The sequence below is a fragment of the Chitinophaga flava genome (assembly GCF_003308995.1).
Classification (GTDB): Bacteria; Bacteroidota; Bacteroidia; order Chitinophagales; family Chitinophagaceae; genus Chitinophaga; species Chitinophaga flava.
The window spans coordinates 3,609,637-3,628,302 of the sequence record NZ_QFFJ01000001.1; the positions used below are offsets into that span (position 1 = coordinate 3,609,637).

Sequence of the window (18,666 nt, forward strand, 5' to 3'; positions counted from 1 at the left end):
GATGGTGTATGAGATTTTGATTATAACAATTGATCGATGGCTTTCGCCATATTTTGGTCTTTCTCTGTCACCACGTTGCCGGCATCATGTGTACTGAGGTATATTTCTACTGTATTGTAGACGTTGATCCAGTAGGGATGGTGGTCCATCTTTTCAGCTATCAGGGCCACTTTGGTCATGAACCCGAATGCTTCCCGGAAGTCTTTGAAGATAAAAGCCCGGTACAGTTGATTGTCTTTTTTTGCCCACATACAGCGGAGTGTTTAAAGGTGAAAACAAGGCAATTCAGTAGGTTGCTGGTCAAAATACTATGCTGGAAGCAGCTGTCGGTCTTAAATCCTGTCCTAAAAAATGAGGTTCATTTTATTTTTAATCTCTCTCGTATCTAGTAAAGATACTAATTGTACGAGCGGTACGAGGCGTAATTCGTCCAATAATTTTTTTATATCCGTAGCCTGGTAATAATCTCCTTTGATCAGCCAGAGGAAGTGGATATGTTTTAGTTCTGGTAGCAAAAATTCTGCCTGGCAGTGGTTATTGTAAAAGTAGTGAGATACCGAGTTGGTGGGTTCATGAAACTCCAGCACTGTAAAATGGAAGGACCTGTTTTTCTTCGAAAGGGTGATTTCCAGAAGATTGTTGACCCTGAAATTGGTATATAGCTGCCGGTTGATCTGCCAGCAGAGCTGATAATCGCGGGCGGTAGAGGCGATACCGATCAGGTGGGTGTTCTCAAAAAAATCTTCTACCAATTGCTCCTGGTCCAGTTTTAATTTGAGTATAGTCATAGTATAAAAATATTGCTGTACGGGAGAATGGTGATCACGCCTTCTTTTTCACGGCTTTTTTAGCAGCGGGAGCTTTTCGGGCGCCCGGGTCCCAAAATACGGTTTTAAAGTCGGTTATCTTGTCATTTTTTACTGTAACACCTTCCTGTTCAAGCAGTTCCTGCATGAGGGTAGGGGTAGCAAAAAAATGTCGTCCGCTCAGTTCGCCGTTGCGGTTAACTACCCGATGGGCGGGCACAACCGGTTTGGCACGGCCGGCGCCGTTCATGGCCCAGCCCACCATCCGGGGCGTGAGTTTGATATCGGCTGCTTCCGCGATGGCGCCGTAAGTGGTGACACGGCCTTTGGGTATTTTACGGGCTATTTTATAAACCACGTCAAAGAAAGAGGCGGGCTCACTGCCCGTCTTTTTCTTCGCTGCGTCGTTTGAGGAGGATGGACTTTTTGGGTTCGGGTACGTTTTCATATGCAAATGGACAATGTTTACAACCGTTGCCACAACAGTAGCCGCGATCTAGATGATACTTTTCGGTAAACACCATATAGCCCTCCGCGTTATAGTAAAAATCAATCTTCTCCACCAACGGTTGCTTCATCGGAAGGCAGTTTTATGCTGCGCCAGTCCAGTCGGGTGGCTGGCAGCTGAAATCTGAGGTAACGGATGGTACGGCCATCTGCCAGGTGCATACCTTCGTAGTAGGTCTGTATTTTCAGCAATGGTGGTACTTCGGGCAGGGCATATACATCCGGAATGTCTTCCAGCAGCGTTAGGCCGGCGGCGGCAATCACTTCCTGTGTAAAAGCGTATAGTTCCGGAGAATCTGTTTTCAGATTAATGGTAGCACCTGTTGCCAGCAGTGGCTGGAATAGCTGCAGGAACTTAGGATGTGTGAGTCTTTTCTTGGATTTTGATTTACGGAGAAATGGGTCCGGAAATGTAATCCAGATATCTTTGATCTCTCCGGGAGCAAAATAATTGTCCAGTTTATCAATCTGGGTGCGGAGGAAAGCCACATTAGGAAGAGCTTCGTTAATGGCTGTTTTGGCGCCTCTCCAGATGCGGTTACCTTTCAGATCCACGCCGATAAAATTCTGGTCCTTGTACATACGGGCCAGCCCAAGTGTATAGTCTCCTTTACCACAGGCCAGTTCCAGCGTAACCGGATGATTATTCTTAAAATGTTCGTTCCATTTTCCCTGCATGCCTTCCGGATATATCAATACATTGGGGAAGGTCTCTATTTCTGCAAAGCGTTGTAATTTTTTTTGTCCCATTGAGGGCAAAATTAGCTTATTTTCTTGCAAAGGCATAAAGGGGGCAAGAACCAGCTTATTGAGCTGGCTTCCATTGCGGTCTCTGCGGAACAGGAGCGCATAAAAAAAGCCCATAGATCAGTGATCTACGAGCTCTTTAAACCAATTTGGCTGTAGGAGGAGGAGTCGAACCTCCACGGGGCAGTTAGCCATAGTACAATTAAGATTAGTGGTCAACCCATTTATACTACGTTTATCCCGAACTCCCCACCCCCGAGACAAGGGGGCATGTCTGCCAGTTTCATCATCCCACAATTTTGTATTATCATTACAGCCAGTGCTTTTCAATAGCCATTTGAATAATGATTATAATGCAAATCTAAAGGTAAGGCTGATTTCTTGCAAATTTTTTAAGAAAAATTTTTGAATTTTCGATATTTTTTAAATATTTGCATATAACTTTAAAACATTCAAAAACAAATTGTAAAAATGAGCCACAATTTGAATATTGACAAACTCGATTTGCAGATAATCAGCGAGATGATGAATAATGCTGAAATCTCCTATGCCGATCTGGGGAAGAAACTGTTCGTTTCCGGCGGCACCATTCATGTGAGAATGAAGAAATTGCAAGAACTGGGTATAGTTAAAGGTACTAAATTACATGTAGATCTGAAAATGATTGGTTATGATGTAATCGCCTTTATCGGTATCTATCTCGAAAAAAGTTCCATGTACGACACTGTCGCCAAAGAACTCCGCAAAATCCCGGAAATGGTACGCCTCAACTATACCACCGGTAGCTACAGCATGTTCGCAGAAATTATTTGTAAAGACATCACCCAGTTACGCCGTATACTCCACGATGAACTACAGAAAATAAAAGGAATTGAAAGAACTGAAACCCTTATCTCTCTCGAAGAAAGCTTTTACCGCACTATCAACGTGGTGGAATAATCAAGTGCCCGGCCCTGAAAGCTCCTGTAGTTGCTTTTTCGCCCGGAATGCTTAATTTTCACCAATGGTTACAACAGAAATTGCCGAAAAAATCAAACGGCTGGAAGAAAAGTATGCCGCCATGGGTCAAAACCTGTCTTCCTATCTCGACGGGCTCCTGTACGCGGACTATCTGACATACTGGGATTATATCCAACTGGATGTTTTGCTCAACCTGCAACATCCGCGCACGCCGATTCCGGATGAAAATATCTTCATCATTTATCACCAGATAACGGAATTGTATTTTAAATTGACCCTGCAGGCTATCGATCAGATATGCCAGGCGCCGGAATTGTCGGCAACGGTGTTTACCACCCAACTGAAAAGGATCAACAACTATTTCCGAAACCTGATCAACTCTTTCGAGATCATGGTGGACGGAATGGATAAAGAACAGTTCCTGCAGTTCAGGATGGCTTTGCTGCCTGCCAGCGGATTTCAGAGTGGTCAGTTCCGTAAGATAGAGATCTGCTCCACCCAACTGCAAAATCTGGTGTACGAGCCCCAACGTGCGGGCTTGACAAACGGTGAGCTGAATACTGTGCTGGACAATATTTACTGGAGAAGTGGTGCCACAGAACTGGCCACCGGCAAGAAAACCCTGACCCTGCGACAGTTTGAGCTTAAATACATGAGCTCTTTCCTGGATCTGGCTACCCGTTACCAACAACGTAATATCCAGTCAGCATACCTGCAACTGCCGGCAGCAGACAGACAGGCCATTATCCCTCTGCTGAAGGAGTATGACCTGAACATCAACGTACGCTGGCCCCTGATGCATTATAAATCCGCCGTAAGGTATCTGCACAAAAAACCGGAAGACATCGCAGCCACCGGCGGTACCAACTGGCAACAGTATCTGCCCCCGAAAAACAAACGTATCGTGTTTTTCCCGGAATTATGGACAGAAGAAGAATTGAACAACTGGGGAAAACTGGCTATGGGTGACGAATAACCCCCTATGCTATTTTCTGCGTAGTAAACCTCTTGATAAAATATGCCAGCAGCGGTACATCCGCCTTTTCCAGCGGGTGTGCCGTATCCGGCAATATCGTCAGTTGAGCTTCCGGCAACGATTTATATACTTCGATCGTTTCGGCAAAAGACACCATGTTATCACGATCGCCCAGCAACAGCATACACGGCGATGCTACCTGCGCAAAATCCTGTTGCTTTAACAGCGACTGATGCCCAAGCTCCGTTATCAGCTGCGCAGTACGCGATACCACTTCCTTCCAGTCATTAGACACATGCCTTTCCTGCAGTATCCTGGCAAACCCCGGTACCTTTTCTTCAATCAGTACAGGATTCAGTTGTTTAACCTCGTTGCTGGCCGTGGCCTCGTTCCAGTTGTATTTGGTGGCCAGTGTCATCACCCGGCCTATTTTTTCCGGATAATGCCGGGCCAGGTACATGGCCACATAACCTCCCATGCTGTACCCAAATACATGCACAAAGTCGAGCTGATGCTGGTCAAGGTATTCCAGCACTTCTGCGGCAAATACGTGGATACTAAAGCCATTGGTTGAAAACGGCACATCGCCGTGACCACTGAAGTTGAGAATATGAACATCGTAATAAGGCTCCAGTTGGGCGGCCAGCGCCTGAAACTGTATCCCGGCGCCAAGTGCGCCGTGGAGAAGGAGTATGGGGAGTTTATTTTGCTGCATTAAAATATCAAGAGATTTATGGATTAGAAATTTTGTTATCTGAAGGTCTTGCTACTTTAACAAAATAACAAAATCTCTACTTCTCTGAATCTATAAATCTCCAAATCCTGAAAATCATCTGGCCAGGTACGCCCCGTCTACCGGGTAATAACCACCGGTCACGAAGGAAGAAGGGGGAGAACTTAACCATAGTACCAGTTCTGCTACTTCCTCCGGCTTGCCTAACCGGCCTATGGGATGCAATGCCACCAGCTCCTGCATCACCTGCTGGCTCAGATGTTTTAATAAAGGGGTTTCTATAAATCCGGGACCTACAGCATTGATGCGGATACCCTTGGCAGAATATTCTATGGCAGCTGTTTGCGTAAGTCCTATCACCGCGTGTTTGGCCGCTACATAAGCGCAGGCCCCGGCAAAGCCTACAGCGCCCAGGATAGAAGCCATGTTGACGATCACGCCGCTGCCGGCTTTTTCCATGACGGGCAACTGATAACGCATGCCATAAAACACCCCGTTAAGGTTGATGTTGATCACCTTTTCCCATTCACTAAGCTGATAAGCGCCGGTAGGAGCAGACTCACCGCCGATACCGGCATTGTTGCAGGCTATGTCAAGCTGCTTGTATTGCTTTATGGTGGCGGCCACCAGCTGTTCACATTCAGCTGCCTTGCTGACGTCTGATTTAATAAAAACAGCATTGCCACCAGCTTGTGTAATCCCTTCGGCGACGGCCTTCCCGCCTTTTTCATCGATGTCACTCACCACCACGCTGGCACCGTTGTGCGCGTAGATTTCCGCTACACATTTGCCAATACCGGAGCCTGCACCGGTTACTAAGGCTACCTTGTCCGTTAAAAGTCCCATGTCATCCCGTTTTGGGTGTTTAACAATGCAGTACAGTTAAATGTTCCTTGTATTTTTTTGTTATTTTTGCATGGATGCAGTCACTTTACTATCTTCACTTTTAAGATGTTCCTACATCAATAATATTTTTAAATATATATAATGGAATATAATACCACGCGTAATTACCTGATAATGAAGGAATATGGCAGGAATATCCAGAAAATGGTGGAATTCCTGGTAACCATAGAGGATGATGAGGACCGCCAGCGCAATGCGATGGCTGTGATCGAGTTAATGGGTACGCTTAATCCGCATCTGAGAAATGTGGAAGACTTCAGGCACAAACTATGGGATCATATCTTTAACATATCCGGATTCAACCTGAACGTGGAATCTCCATATCCGAGACCTACAAGGGAAGCGCTGCAGGCCAAACCGGACCGTTTGCCCTATCCTAAAAAATATCCCCGCAACCGTCACTTTGGTAAAAACCTGGAACTGGTGATCGACAAAGCGATCCATGAAGACAACCAGGAAAAAAAGGAAGGGTTTACTCAATGCATCGGCAACTACATGAAACTCGCCTATTCCAACTGGCACAAGGAAAGTGTACATGACGATGCTATCAGGGGTGAACTGATGTCCATCAGTAATAATGAACTGGACTACCAGCCAGGCAATGCCAGCGTTAGCAGCAATACCAACACGCAAACCGGTGGCGGCATGACTTTCAATACCAGTGGTAACACCGGTGGCGGAGATCATTTCAGGTCCAACAAACGCAAAAACTTCCAGCAGAACAACAAGTTCAAAGGCAACAACGGAGGCGGAGGCAAAAACAATAACAACAAGCACAATAACAAATACAAAAACAGGAACAAGTGAGCAGTGCCTTCGAAGTAAGAGGTGGCAACCGTCTGAAAGGGGAAATTATACCCCAGGGAGCCAAAAACGAAGCTTTACAAATCATTAGCGCCGTGATGCTGACTGCAGAGAAAGTCACCATTCACAATATTCCGGATATAGTAGATGTCAACCTGTTGATAGAACTGTTGGGAGATGCAGGCGTAAAAGTAAACCGTATCAGCCGCGATAAGTGTGAGTTTCAGGCCGACAACATCGACCTGGCGTATCTGCAGAGTGCCGATTTCAAAAAGAAATCCGGCAGGCTCCGTGGCTCCGTAATGATTGCCGGCCCGCTCCTGGCCCGGTTTGGAAAGGCCCTGATCCCGAAACCCGGAGGGGACAAGATCGGCCGCCGTCGCCTGGATACCCATATCATCGGGTTCGAAAAACTGGGTGCCCGCTTCATCTACGATGCAGACGATAACTACTTCCGCCTGGAAGCCCCTGCTGGCGGACTCAAAGGCACTTATATGCTGCTGGACGAACCCAGCGTTACCGGTACAGCCAACATCGTGATGGCCGCAGTACTGGCACAGGGAACGACCACCATCTACAACGCTGCCTGCGAACCTTACCTGCAGCAGCTCTGCAAAATGCTCAACAGCATGGGCGCTCGTATCAGCGGTGTAGGTTCCAACCTGCTCACCATCGAAGGGGTAGCCACCCTCGGCGGATGCCAGCACAGCATGCTCCCCGACATGATCGAGATCGGATCTTTCATCGGTCTCGCTGCCATGACGCAAAGTGAGCTCACCATCAAAAATGCGGGCGTGGAAAGCCTGGGTATCATCCCCGAGAAATTCCGCTCCCTCGGTATACAACTCGAGATCAGAGGAAATGATATCTATATTCCTTCCCAGGAATCATATGAAATACAGACCTTCCTCGATGGCTCCATCCTTACCATCTCCGACCACCCATGGCCCGGATTTACGCCTGACCTGCTGAGCATTGTGCTGGTAGTAGCTACACAAGCCAAAGGCAGCGTGATGATCCACCAGAAAATGTTCGAGAGCAGACTGTTCTTCGTGGATAAACTGATCGATATGGGCGCACAGATAGTACTGTGCGATCCGCACCGTGCTGTGGTGATAGGCCTTGGCCGTCAGCATCAGCTGCGGGGCATCACCATGTCTTCTCCGGATATCCGCGCCGGTGTTTCCCTGCTGATCGCTGCCCTCAGCGCCGAAGGCAAAAGCACCATCCAGAACATCGACCAGATTGACCGCGGTTACCAGTACATCGACGAACGGTTGAGAAATCTGGGAGCCGATATCAAGCGTATTTAAACAAACTGTTAATACCTCCTCAAAACCCAAACTCCAGGAAACATTTTACTGGATTTTGGGTTTTGCATTTGAGGCAAGCAGCCTATTTTCGACTTTTATTATCATAATGGAAAAAAAGATCATCATTGTCACCGCCCCCTCCGGAGCCGGTAAAACAACCATCGTAAAAAAAATGCTGGCCAGCATGCCTGTTCTGGCCTTTTCTGTGTCCGCTGCCACCCGTACCGCCCGTGAAGGCGAAGTAAACGGAAAGGACTATTATTTCATGACCACTGAGGAGTTTCACTCCAAAATTGATGAAAATGCCTTCGCAGAATATGAAATGGTATATGCCGGCAAATACTACGGTACACTGAAGAGCGAACTGGAACGCATCTGGGATAACAACAAGGTTCCGATGGTGGATATTGATGTAAAAGGAGCCCTCTCTATCAAAGAACACTACCACGATAAAGCCCTCACTATTTTTATTCAACCACCTTCTATCGATGCGCTGCGGACCCGTCTCAGCGAACGAGGTACCGAAACACAGGCCTCACTGGACGAGCGTCTGGCCAAAGCACAGTACGAACTGTCTTTCTCTCATGAGTTTGACAGGATTGTTGTCAACGATGAACTGGAACGGGCCTACGAAGAAGTGAAAAATCTGGTAAATGATTTTTTGAATATAAAATAGCAGGGTGATCGTTGGTGTACCTAATTCGTTATTTTTGTTAGGATGGACGGATACACAATTATAATTCTAGTTTTCCTCGTACTGCTGGCAGCCTTCTTCTCAGGTATAGAAGCTGCCTTTGCCAATGTGAATAAACTCAGCATTGAGCTCAAAAAAAAGCAGGGAAGGGCTACCGGCAAAATACTGGCCGGTTTTAACGAGCATCCCAGCCGTTTTCTGGCTACCAGCCTCGTAGGGCTTACAATCACCGTGGTGATCTACAGCATCCTGCTCGCAGGCTTTTTTCAGCCGATCTGGGAAGCCAGTACTGCAGCGCCTGAAAACGTGCCCATGCCGCTCGTAATTTTCCTGGAAATATTACTGGCATCGCTGATAATGTTGTTCCTGGGCTTTTTTATACCCAGAGCCATTTTCCGGTCACGCCCGGAAGCACTGCTGAGCTTTTTCGCGCTGCCAATCTCTGTCGTGGCCAAACCACTGTTCGTGATCGGCAATGTCCTGGTGTCTATTTCCGAATGGATGCTGAAATACCTTTTTAACGTGCGTATACTCGAAACCCGCGAATCTTTTTCCCGGGTAGATGTGGAGCATTTCATCCGGCAGTCGCAGCAGCACTTTGGTGAAAACCAGGAGCTGAATACCGAGCTGTTCGAAAATGCCCTCTCACTGGCTCATGTTAAAATCCGTGGCTGTCTGATTCCCCGCAAAGAGATAGAAGCGCTCGATATCAAAAACCCTATCATTGACGCGCGGAAGAAGTTCATGGAAACAAAACTGTCCAAGATTATTATCTACGATACAACAATCGATAATATTCTGGGTTATATTCATCAACTGGACATGTTTAAAAATCCACAGAACATCGAAAGCATCATTCACCCGATACTGGCTGTGCCGGAAACAATGAGTGCCATTGATCTGCTGAGCAAGTTCAACAAAGAGCGCAAAAGTATCGCATGGGTTGTGGATGAGTTCGGTGGAACTGCTGGTATAGTAACTATTGAAGATGTACTGGAAGAAATCTTCGGAGAGATCAAAGATGAACACGATGAAGAAGAGTTTGTAGAAAAACAGATCGCCGAAAAAGAGTATATTTTTTCAGGAAGATTAGAGCTTGATTACTTAAATGAAAAATATAGTCTTGATTTTCCTGAAGATGAAAGTGAAACATTGTCGGGGTATATCATCAATCATCATGAAACCATTCCCAAGATAAAAGAAAGGATCATTATTGGTGACTATGAGTTTGATATACTGAACGTTACAGACACTCGCATCGAGATGGTGAAGATGAAAATTCTGGGTTGACAGACCGTATTTTAGCAGATGTTATACGATGTTTATATGATATGAAATTAATTGTAATGTTTGTATTAACGGCATAATAACAAAATTTGCTAAAACGTTTTTTAAAAAAGTAGTAGGAATTTAACACGGATTGTATACATTTGCTGTGGATGATGTAACACAATGATTTGATTTTTGTTAAAAGGTTGTAAAAAAAGTGTTCCAACATTGATAATAAAATAATTCTTGTTATTTTTGTATTACAATATAAAAGCGACCAGTGATCCTTACTTATACTGAAAGCTTGCCATCAATTAGGTAAGTAATTTGAACTGGAAGCAAAAGACATTCTCGAATTCAACTTTTTTGGGGTTAACAAACAATGGATGAAAGGCCGGCTCTTGATTCTTCTCGGGCTGGCTCTTTTTTTTGTACCTACTCAAGCCAACACTACCACCACTACGGCTCCCATTGCTACTCCTGTTCTCTTAAAAGACTATTAAAACCTCATACTTTATCTCGCTTCTGCTGTAAATTGTAGACTTCAACAACTATATTTGTGATCCTGTAGAAATCATATTCAATACCGCTCGATCGTAATAAAACATGTTAAAAAAATTGTTTTCAAATAACGAGGATAAGGCAGAGATGTCTTTTTTTGATCACCTCGAAGACCTTCGCTGGCACCTCGTAAGATCTGCATTAGCAATAGTAGCATTTAGTATATTCGGATTTGTATATACTCAGGAGATCCTGGACAACGTAATATTCGGACCTACCAACGCAAACTTCCCTTCCTATATCGCATTGTGTAAGTTGAGCCACTGGGTAGGTATGGGCGACAGCCTCTGTATTACACCAGTGAAAGTGCAATTCCTGAACTACAAAATGGTAGGTCAGATTATGCTACAGTTCAGACTGGCTTTCACCATCGGCTTTATATGTGCCTTCCCTTATATTTTCTGGGAGTTCTGGCGTTTTGTAAAACCCGCACTGAAAGAGAAAGAGCTGAAATGGGCCAAGGGAGCTATCTTCTGGGTGTCTTTCCAGTTTTTCCTGGGTATCTGTTTTGCTTACTTCCTGATGGCGCCTTTTACCATCAACTTCCTCGCATCTTATACCGTGACATCAAAAGCCATCAACCAGTTTTTTATTGATGACTATTTTGACCTGATGTCTCAGATAGTACTGGGTATGGGTGTACTGTTTGAGCTGCCTATACTGGTATATTTCCTGACCAAACTCGGTATTCTCACGCCTGATTTTCTGCGTAATTACAGAAGACATGCGATCGTGGTAATCCTGATACTGGCAGCCATCATCACGCCTCCAGACCTTGTAGATCAGCTGATCGTGTTCACTCCTTTATACTGTCTATACGAAATCAGTATCTTTATATCTAAGAAAGCGATGCGCGAAAGAGAAGAGGCAGCGAAAAAACAAGAAGTGGAAGAATGGTCCTAAGGATACTATCAAACAGTAAACAGTAACGCTATGCAACAACATACCTTTAACACTGCTTTGCCTGTAGCTATCGGGTCTGATCACGCAGGGTTTGAATACAAGGAAGACGTGATTTCTTATCTGGAAGCAAAAGGATTCACAGTAAAGGATTACGGAACACATTCCAAAGATTCGGTAGACTATCCGGACTACGCACATCCGGTAGCTACAGCCGTAGAAAGAGAACAGGCTGCCTTTGGTATCCTCATCTGCGGCAGCGCCAACGGAGTAGCTATTACAGCCAATAAACACCAGGGCATCCGTGCTGCTATCTGCTGGGGAGAAGAATTGGCAAGACTGGCACGTTCACACAACAATGCCAATGTATTGTGTATTCCTGCCCGTTTTGTGGATGTAGCCGTGGCTAATCAGATGGTTGATATCTTCGCTGAAACACCTTTCGAAGGTGGCCGCCATCAGAATCGCGTCAGCAAGATGGCCTGTCTGTAATGGTTTTTAACCATTCCCCACAAGCCTGGTAAACACATGATCATATTATTTGTATATTAAAGAGCCGGATGAAAGTCCGGCTCTTTCTTTTATAGCTGTTATAGCTTCACCAAAACGTAGTTCATGAGACTTCTTGCCACGATAGTATGTTTTCTTTTTCTGGCCAGTGCAAATGCACAGAAGGCCTACCAGCCAGTTACCAACAAAACAATCGCCAGCCGGTACGGAGCAATGATTACTCCGGAATCTGCCAGAAAGCAGCTGTCTGTCATTGCCGGCGAAACCATGGAAGGACGGGAAACAGGTACCCGCGGGCAGGAGAGGGCCGCCGCCTATATCATCTCCCAGTTTAAAGAAGCCGGCCTGCAACCCGGTGTTGAAGGCACCTGGGAGCAGCATTATCCACTCTACCGTGACAGCCTGGAAACGGGCACACTCACCTCTGGAGATCGTACTTTTCATTTTGGCCTCGACTTTTACGCCGGCATTCAGGAAACGCCTGATATCGATATCAGTGCAGACATTGTTTATGCCGGTTATGGTATTATCTCGCCCGAACACAATGATTACAAAGGACTGGATGTAAAAGATAAAATCGTAATAGTCAGGGAAGGTGCGCCTGCCACGATGTCCAGAGAAAAAGCCAACCCAACAGAAAAAGCTGCTGTGGCTGCTTTCAGAGGTGCCAGGGCTTTGCTGGTGGTGAGTAAAGGTGCTAACCGGTTCCGCGCACTGGACCAGCATTATATCCGCAAAACCGATATCTATAGAACCCGCGACACCAGCAGCAGAACAGGCATCTATTACATTACGCCGGCAACAGCTGCCTTTATCATGGGCGGGGATAGTCTGCAGGCTGAAAAAGGAATACTGCCGCAAACTTCTGCCAGGCCGCTGCATATCGTTTTCCACAAAAAAGATCTGACCCTGTGGCCTTCCAATGTATTGGGTTATCTGGAAGGCACCGATAAAAAAGACGAGATCGTATTTGTCACTGCACACTATGATCACCTGGGTATTGTAGACGGACAAATCCATTTCGGTGCAGATGATGACGGGTCAGGTACTACCGCTGTAATTGAAATGGCGAAGGCCTTCGGAAAGGCCGCCAAAGACGGCTACCGGCCCCGCAGAAGCATCGTATTTATGACTGTTTCCGGAGAAGAAAAGGGATTGCTGGGATCAGCCTATTATACGGCTAATCCAGTGTATCCACTGGCCAATACTATTGTAGATCTCAATATCGATATGATTGGCCGTGTTGATCCCGAACACGAACATGATACCAATTATGTATACCTCATTGGTGATAACAAGCTGAGTTCAGCACTGCGTCCTATCAGTGAAAACGCGAACAATACCTTTACCGGTTTTCAGCTGGATTACAAATACAACGATCCCAACGATCCGCACCAGTTTTATTACCGCTCCGATCATTACAATTTCGCGAGTCATGGAATACCAGTGATCTTTTATTTCAATGGTACACATGCGGATTATCATAAGCCCACTGACACCGTTGATAAAATTAACTTCAATCTGTTGGCGAGAAGAGCACAACTTGTTTTTTATACAGCGTGGGAGCTGGCCAACAAGCCGGTACGGTTGCCCGTAGATAGAAACGAACGATAACTGTGATGTGTATGATGCCGCTGATGTTCCTGATGAGCGGAGATCAGTGTAAATGTTTTAAAGCAATAAACCCTGTCTGATGCAGATGCAGACAGGGTTATTTTTTTGTTTTTCTTTCTCTCTTCTGATTCTTATCAATCTGAATTTTCATTGATAAGAATCATATAGCCTTCTCCGTTATACTATCAGAAGAATCAGATAATTACTGTCATTCAGGTAGCCCGATAAAATTATCAAAATGAATCACAGTTTATTTTGGTTTTTTTAACAAAAAATTATAAATTGTGTAAGGAGTCCTAGCTTATAATAATAGATATATATATCCTATTTTTTATGTGAATCAATGAGCGAATGTAAGCATTGTCATTTGTGTGTGAATCGATGAGTTTTTTACGAGAGTCAGGCATATACCCTTATAAACATTTTAGACTAACCTGTTGTTGTTCGAATCGGTATTTAATAATATCAGGCAGAGCTTGATCCTATTCAATTGGAGACTTAAACCCTGCTTTGATATCATTATAAAATTACCACCATGAAAACACCTGCCACCTTTCTTATGATAAACCATGGCTCTATCAGGATGTATGCATTAGTCCGCGGCAGAGTACGATGTTATCACAGTATTACCTGAGGGAGGTAGTTGGCATTTATCGTTTTATAATTTTATCCTGGGAAACTCAAGCATATACCTGGTTGTTTAAACGCGATTTATCCTGTCATTTAGCCACTTATTGTGAATTATAAAACGAGAGATGCATGCGTAATTTTTATAGTGCCTATTGGTGGATTTTTTTGCTTAGAGGGATTTTTGCCTTGATTTTGGGGGTGCTGGCTATTATCTGGCCAGGTGCCACTTTCACCACGCTGATTGTTTTCCTGGGGGGCTATCTTTTTGTAGCCGGACTGTTCGCTTTGATTGGGGCGATAGCAGCACGGAAAACGACAGAGAACTGGGGCATATTTCTGTTGTCTGGTTTGATAGGTATTATATTAGGTGTCCTTACAGTATACAATCCTTTTGCTACCGGGGCGGCGCTGATCTTCCTGGTTGGTTTCTGGGCCATGCTGGCCGGTATTTTTGAAATCATTATTGCGATCAGGTTACGGGCGTTGATAACGGGTGAAGGTTGGTATATCGCAGGCGGGACCATTTCTATTCTCTTTGGTATCCTGCTACTATCTAACCCCGAAGCGGCTGCACTTACCCTGACCTGGCTGTTTGGATTTTACGCAGTGATATCAGGCATTATGTTGATATCGCTATCTCTCCGGTTAAAAAGAAAATAATTCGAAGGAAAATAAATTAAGAATCATAAGACCCTGTTTTTGTTCAACAAATTATCCCCAAATGCACGCTTATTCTCTAACTAAAACGAATATACGATGAGAATCAAGACACCTGGTTAGGGCACCTGTTCTCAGTCGGCTTGCGGGTGTTGATATCACCCCACCAGACGCTGCAGGTGCCGGGCAGTACATCGGACGGAGTACCGGTGGCTACCATTGCTGCCCCAAAAATGCACTCACTCCCTGCCCCCACAAGGGTTGCTTGCTGTAGTCCATTTCGAAAATTTTAAAGTTAACCGTTATGTCATCCACCGAATTCAACAATTTGTTACTAGGAAATGCCGATTTCCTGCGGCCGTATGCAGTTACGCTTACCAAAGACTCTGAGTCAGCAAAAGACCTCTACCAGGAAACGTTGTTCAGAGCTTTGTCCAACCGCGATAAATACCTCGCCGGTACCAATATCCGCGCATGGCTGTACACCATCATGCGGAATATTTTTATCAACAACTACCGCCGGGGAAATCGCCAGTATAAATTGCTGGACAATGCAGTAGGAGATTATCTGCTGAGCCACCAGCCTTCCGCTATTGGCAATTTCGCAGAATCAGATCTCCGGGTGAAAGATGTACAGATGGCTGTCTATAATTTGCCTGTTATCTTCAAACAACCATTCCTGCTCTATTTTGAAGGCTACAAATACTATGAGATCGCTGCTATTCTGAATGAGCCGCTGGGAACCGTAAAAAGCCGCATCCATTTCGCCCGCAAGATGTTGAAAACCAGGATTACCAGGCACTGAAATTTTTTTGGAGATATTTACCAGTTGTTAAGGCTTTTGTAAAACCAGAAGCCCGGCAAACCAGGACAAATACCGGAAGTCGCTATTATCTATGAATACCCGATAGAGCGCTGAGATGTGTTAGGATACTATGCTGTTTTTATCTGCACCGTTGCTGGTCTGGCAGTAAGTATCTGCTGTACTTATGTTTGCGGGCTTCGGTTTAGGCCGACACCCCGGAAAAAATGTATCCGCCCCGTTCCCTTTACCGTTACCCCGTATCCATCAAATCGATAAAATATTAAACACCGGCCCCGGCCTGGTGAAGTAAAATCATTTTGCTACCATCAAAAAAATGATTCCCGGTCTGGGCAAGCAAAGTCATGCTTCCCCCATCAGATGCATCAGCAAAATCAAAAGAATCACAGTTTCATTTCGTACTTTTACACCCTACAAAAAAGTCGTGATGAAGGCAAATTATTTAGACGAGCTTAACGAAAGACAGCGGGAAGCAGTAGCTCATATCAATGGACCCCTGATGATCGTTGCAGGCGCCGGTTCGGGAAAAACAAAAGTACTGACCACACGTATTGCACACCTGATGAGAAATGGGGTGGATGCGTTTAATATTCTGTCGCTGACTTTTACCAATAAGGCAGCACGCGAAATGAAAGAACGTGTGGAAAAAATCCTGGGAGGCAGCGAAGCCCGCAACCTCTACATCGGTACCTTCCACTCCGTATTTGCACGCCTCCTCCGTGCAGAAGCTCACCGGCTGGGATATCCCAACGATTTTACCATCTACGATTCCGACGACGCTAAAAGTGTGGTGAAAACCATCGTAAACGAGCTTAACCTCGATGATAAACATTATAAACCCAACTTCGTCTATAATCGCATCTCCGCTGCCAAAAACAGCCTGATGGGGCCCGAAGAATACCAGCTCGACCATCTCGTACAACAGGAAGATATGAGGGCCAACAGACCCCTCATCGGAAAGATCTATGATATGTACGCCAAACGCTGCTTTAAAAACGGCGCTATGGACTTCGACGATCTCCTGTTTAAAATGTATGTGCTGCTTAAAAGCTTCCCCGAAGTATTACATAAATATCAGCACAAGTTTAAATATATCATGATCGATGAGTATCAGGATACCAACCCTGCTCAGTATGAGATCATTAAACTGCTGGGTGCTGTAAACGAAAATATTTGCGTGGTGGGTGATGATGCACAAAGTATCTACTCCTTCCGCGGTGCCACCATCCAAAACATCCTCCAGTTCGAGAAAGACTACGATGATGTGAAAGTGGTGAAACTCGAACAAAACTACCGCAGTACCAAATCCATCCTTAACGTGGCCAACGAAGTAATCGCCCACAACAAAGGACAGATTGAAAAAAATCTCTGGACCGACAATACAGAAGGAGATACTATCAAACTGGTGCGTACCATGACCGACAACGAAGAAGGTAAGTTTGTGGCTGATACTATCGCAGAACAAAAGTTGCGCAACCACTACGATAACCGCGACTTCGTGATCCTGTACCGTACCAACGCACAGAGCCGTTCTTTCGAGGAAAGCCTTCGCCGTAAAGCCATTCCCTACCGTATTTTCGGTGGCCTGTCTTTCTATCAGCGCAAGGAAATCAAGGACTTCGTGGCTTACCTCCGTATTACCATGAACACCCGTGATGAAGAAAGCCTGAAAAGGATCATCAACTACCCGGTGAGAGGTATCGGTAAAACAACCATGGAAAAAACTATCGTGCTCGCCAACGAACACAACATCACCATGTGGGAAGTGTTGGAAAGAGCGCGTGAATTCGGATTCAGAAGTGGCACCCTCGAAGCAATAGAAGCCTTTGTGACCATGATCAAAAGCTTCCAGGCACTACTCACCACCCATAACGCCTATGATGTGGCCGTGACGGTTGGTAAATCCACCAATATCGTAAAAGAACTGTTTAACGATAAAACCACAGAAGGACTGGCCCGCTACGAAAACGTGCAAGAGCTCCTCAACTCCATCAAGGAATTTACTGAAACGCCGGATGAAGAAGGTGAACTGCTGGATAATAAAACCATGGGCACTTATCTCCAACAGATCACCCTGCTCACCGATGCAGACCAGGGCACTGACGAAGACAGCAATGTGGTAAAACTGATGACCATCCACGCTGCCAAAGGACTTGAATTCCCGGTGGTGTTTACGGTGGGGCTGGAAGAAACCCTGTTCCCCAGCGGTATGTCTATTAACACCCGCGAGGAGCTGGAAGAGGAAAGGCGCCTCTTTTATGTGGCCATTACCCGCGCCAAAGCCAGACTGTGGCTGACGCACGCCAACAGCCGCTATCGTTTCGGTAACCTGGTACAAAACGAACCAAGCCGCTTCCTGGAAGAAATGCCTGATAAATACATCGACCGCAGTTATGCTGGTGGCGGTGGTATGCGCAACGCCTTTGGTGGCGGCACTACAGCCGGATGGGGTAATGGTGGTAACACCGGTAACATGTTTGACCGCATGCAGAAAAAGACGCCGGGACAACAACAGGTGTCTCAGTCTTCTTCTCCTAAACCAGCACCCAGACCCACTTCTGCGGCTACCACTCACGTGCCTACTCCTGGCTTTGCCCCGGATGATCCGGCAGGAATGGAGCCCGGTATGCAGGTAGAACACCAGAAATTCGGCTTCGGTACCATCATGGGTATGGAAGGTGCACCCAATAACCGTATCGCCACAGTGGTGTTCCCCAAAGGCGGCGGTGAGAAAAAAATTATGCTCAACTACGCTAAGTTGAGGATCGTAAGATAACTGAATGGAGAAAGACCTTGAAACCCTGCGCCGCTACTGTGCTTATCAGGAGCGCTGCCACCAGGAAGTAAAATACAAATGCCTGGAGCTGGGTCTCCGGGGTGACGAAGTAGAAGAAGCCATTGCTATGCTGATCGCAGAAAATTTTCTTAACGAGGAACGATTTGCGAAAGCATTTGCCGGTGGCAAATTCAGGATAAAACAGTGGGGCCGCAACAAGATAAAGGCAGAACTGAAACAAAAGCAAGTATCCGATTACTGCATCCGTAAAGGGCTGGCGGAAATAGATGAAGAAGACTATTACGCCGCCTTGCTGAAACTGGCAGATAAAAAATACCAGTCCCTTAACAGGGAAACTGCCATGAAGCAGCGGTATAAAACCATGCAGCACTTGTTGCAGCGCGGCTTTGAAAGCTCCCTGATCAACGAGGCACTTGAACAAATCGCAAATAATGACGCCTGAACAGCGGATAATTTAAA

At 45.7% G+C, this 18,666-nt stretch carries 20 protein-coding genes; 13 read left to right on the top strand and 7 right to left on the bottom strand.

The features are described from left to right. Positions 1–20 precede the first annotated feature (20 nt). The 5 genes from DF182_RS14575 to trmB form a co-directional block, all read right to left on the bottom strand. Positions 21–251 (bottom strand): 4a-hydroxytetrahydrobiopterin dehydratase, encoded by a 231-nt coding sequence (locus tag DF182_RS14575; RefSeq protein ID WP_113616317.1) that lies wholly within the window; start codon positions 249–251, stop codon positions 21–23. Between the two features lie 93 nt (positions 252–344). Further along, positions 345–788, bottom strand: a complete 444-nt coding sequence (locus tag DF182_RS14580; RefSeq protein ID WP_113616318.1) for an IPExxxVDY family protein — start codon at positions 786–788, stop codon at positions 345–347. Positions 789–822: 34 nt separating this feature from the next. After that, positions 823–1,254, bottom strand: a complete 432-nt coding sequence (locus DF182_RS14585; protein ID WP_113616319.1) for an MGMT family protein — start codon at positions 1,252–1,254, stop codon at positions 823–825. Continuing rightward, positions 1,184–1,384, bottom strand: coding sequence for a DUF5522 domain-containing protein (locus DF182_RS14590; RefSeq protein ID WP_113616320.1), 201 nt, complete (start codon positions 1,382–1,384; stop codon positions 1,184–1,186). Before DF182_RS14590 ends, DF182_RS14585 begins: the two co-directional genes overlap by 71 nt. After that, on the bottom strand, positions 1,356–2,063 hold the full coding sequence (gene trmB, locus DF182_RS14595; RefSeq protein WP_113616900.1) for a tRNA (guanosine(46)-N7)-methyltransferase TrmB: 708 nt from the start codon (positions 2,061–2,063) through the stop codon (positions 1,356–1,358). Before trmB ends, DF182_RS14590 begins: the two co-directional genes overlap by 29 nt. A gap of 468 nt (positions 2,064–2,531) precedes the next feature. Here trmB and DF182_RS14600 point away from each other — a divergent pair, with 468 nt between their 5' ends. Further along, positions 2,532–2,999: an Lrp/AsnC ligand binding domain-containing protein gene (locus tag DF182_RS14600; protein WP_029465139.1), complete on the top strand. Its 468-nt coding sequence runs from the start codon at positions 2,532–2,534 to the stop codon at positions 2,997–2,999. A 64-nt stretch (positions 3,000–3,063) separates the two neighbouring features. After that, positions 3,064–3,996, top strand: coding sequence for a tryptophan 2,3-dioxygenase family protein (locus tag DF182_RS14605; RefSeq protein ID WP_113616321.1), 933 nt, complete (start codon positions 3,064–3,066; stop codon positions 3,994–3,996). Between the two features lie 4 nt (positions 3,997–4,000). On the opposite strand, the gene DF182_RS14610 is transcribed toward DF182_RS14605, so the two are convergent. Together DF182_RS14610 and DF182_RS14615 are read right to left on the bottom strand one after the other, a co-directional pair. Continuing rightward, positions 4,001–4,711 carry an alpha/beta fold hydrolase gene (locus DF182_RS14610; RefSeq protein ID WP_113616322.1) on the bottom strand — a complete coding sequence of 237 codons (711 nt, stop codon included), beginning with the start codon at positions 4,709–4,711 and terminating at the stop codon, positions 4,001–4,003. A gap of 114 nt (positions 4,712–4,825) precedes the next feature. Further along, the gene (locus DF182_RS14615; protein ID WP_113616323.1) at positions 4,826–5,575 is read right to left on the bottom strand and encodes an SDR family NAD(P)-dependent oxidoreductase; all 750 of its coding nucleotides are present in this window, start codon (positions 5,573–5,575) and stop codon (positions 4,826–4,828) included. Between the two features lie 141 nt (positions 5,576–5,716). On the opposite strand from DF182_RS14615, the gene DF182_RS14620 reads away from it, so the two are divergent. The 11 genes from DF182_RS14620 to DF182_RS14670 all read left to right on the top strand — a co-directional run bounded on the left by DF182_RS14620 (position 5,717) and on the right by DF182_RS14670 (position 18,649). Further along, positions 5,717–6,442, top strand: coding sequence for a DUF4290 domain-containing protein (locus DF182_RS14620; protein WP_113616324.1), 726 nt, complete (start codon positions 5,717–5,719; stop codon positions 6,440–6,442). After that, entirely contained in the window at positions 6,439–7,752 is a 1,314-nt protein-coding gene (gene murA / locus DF182_RS14625) for a UDP-N-acetylglucosamine 1-carboxyvinyltransferase (protein WP_113616325.1), read from the top strand. Before DF182_RS14620 ends, murA begins: the two co-directional genes overlap by 4 nt. A 106-nt stretch (positions 7,753–7,858) precedes the next feature. Beyond that, complete coding sequence (gene gmk, locus DF182_RS14630; protein ID WP_113616901.1) at positions 7,859–8,428, top strand: guanylate kinase; 570 nt, start codon at positions 7,859–7,861, stop codon at positions 8,426–8,428. 42 nt (positions 8,429–8,470) lie between these two features. Further along, positions 8,471–9,736, top strand: a complete 1,266-nt coding sequence (locus DF182_RS14635) for a hemolysin family protein (protein ID WP_113616326.1) — start codon at positions 8,471–8,473, stop codon at positions 9,734–9,736. A 585-nt stretch (positions 9,737–10,321) separates the two neighbouring features. After that, positions 10,322–11,179 carry a twin-arginine translocase subunit TatC gene (tatC, locus tag DF182_RS14640; protein WP_113616327.1) on the top strand — a complete coding sequence of 286 codons (858 nt, stop codon included), beginning with the start codon at positions 10,322–10,324 and terminating at the stop codon, positions 11,177–11,179. 30 nt (positions 11,180–11,209) lie between these two features. Further along, entirely contained in the window at positions 11,210–11,668 is a 459-nt protein-coding gene (gene rpiB / locus DF182_RS14645; protein WP_113616328.1) for a ribose 5-phosphate isomerase B, read from the top strand. 123 nt (positions 11,669–11,791) lie between these two features. Next, positions 11,792–13,300: a M28 family peptidase gene (locus DF182_RS14650; RefSeq protein WP_113616329.1), complete on the top strand. Its 1,509-nt coding sequence runs from the start codon at positions 11,792–11,794 to the stop codon at positions 13,298–13,300. 759 nt (positions 13,301–14,059) lie between these two features. Continuing rightward, on the top strand, positions 14,060–14,590 hold the full coding sequence (locus DF182_RS14655; protein ID WP_113616330.1) for an HdeD family acid-resistance protein: 531 nt from the start codon (positions 14,060–14,062) through the stop codon (positions 14,588–14,590). Positions 14,591–14,891: 301 nt separating this feature from the next. Beyond that, entirely contained in the window at positions 14,892–15,392 is a 501-nt protein-coding gene (locus tag DF182_RS14660) for an RNA polymerase sigma factor (protein WP_078669945.1), read from the top strand. 445 nt (positions 15,393–15,837) lie between these two features. After that, a complete protein-coding gene (locus DF182_RS14665) occupies positions 15,838–18,186 on the top strand; it encodes an ATP-dependent helicase (protein WP_113616902.1) in 2,349 nt (782 codons plus the stop codon). 4 nt (positions 18,187–18,190) lie between these two features. Beyond that, positions 18,191–18,649, top strand: a complete 459-nt coding sequence (locus DF182_RS14670) for a regulatory protein RecX (RefSeq protein WP_113616331.1) — start codon at positions 18,191–18,193, stop codon at positions 18,647–18,649. Positions 18,650–18,666: the final 17 nt, after the last annotated feature.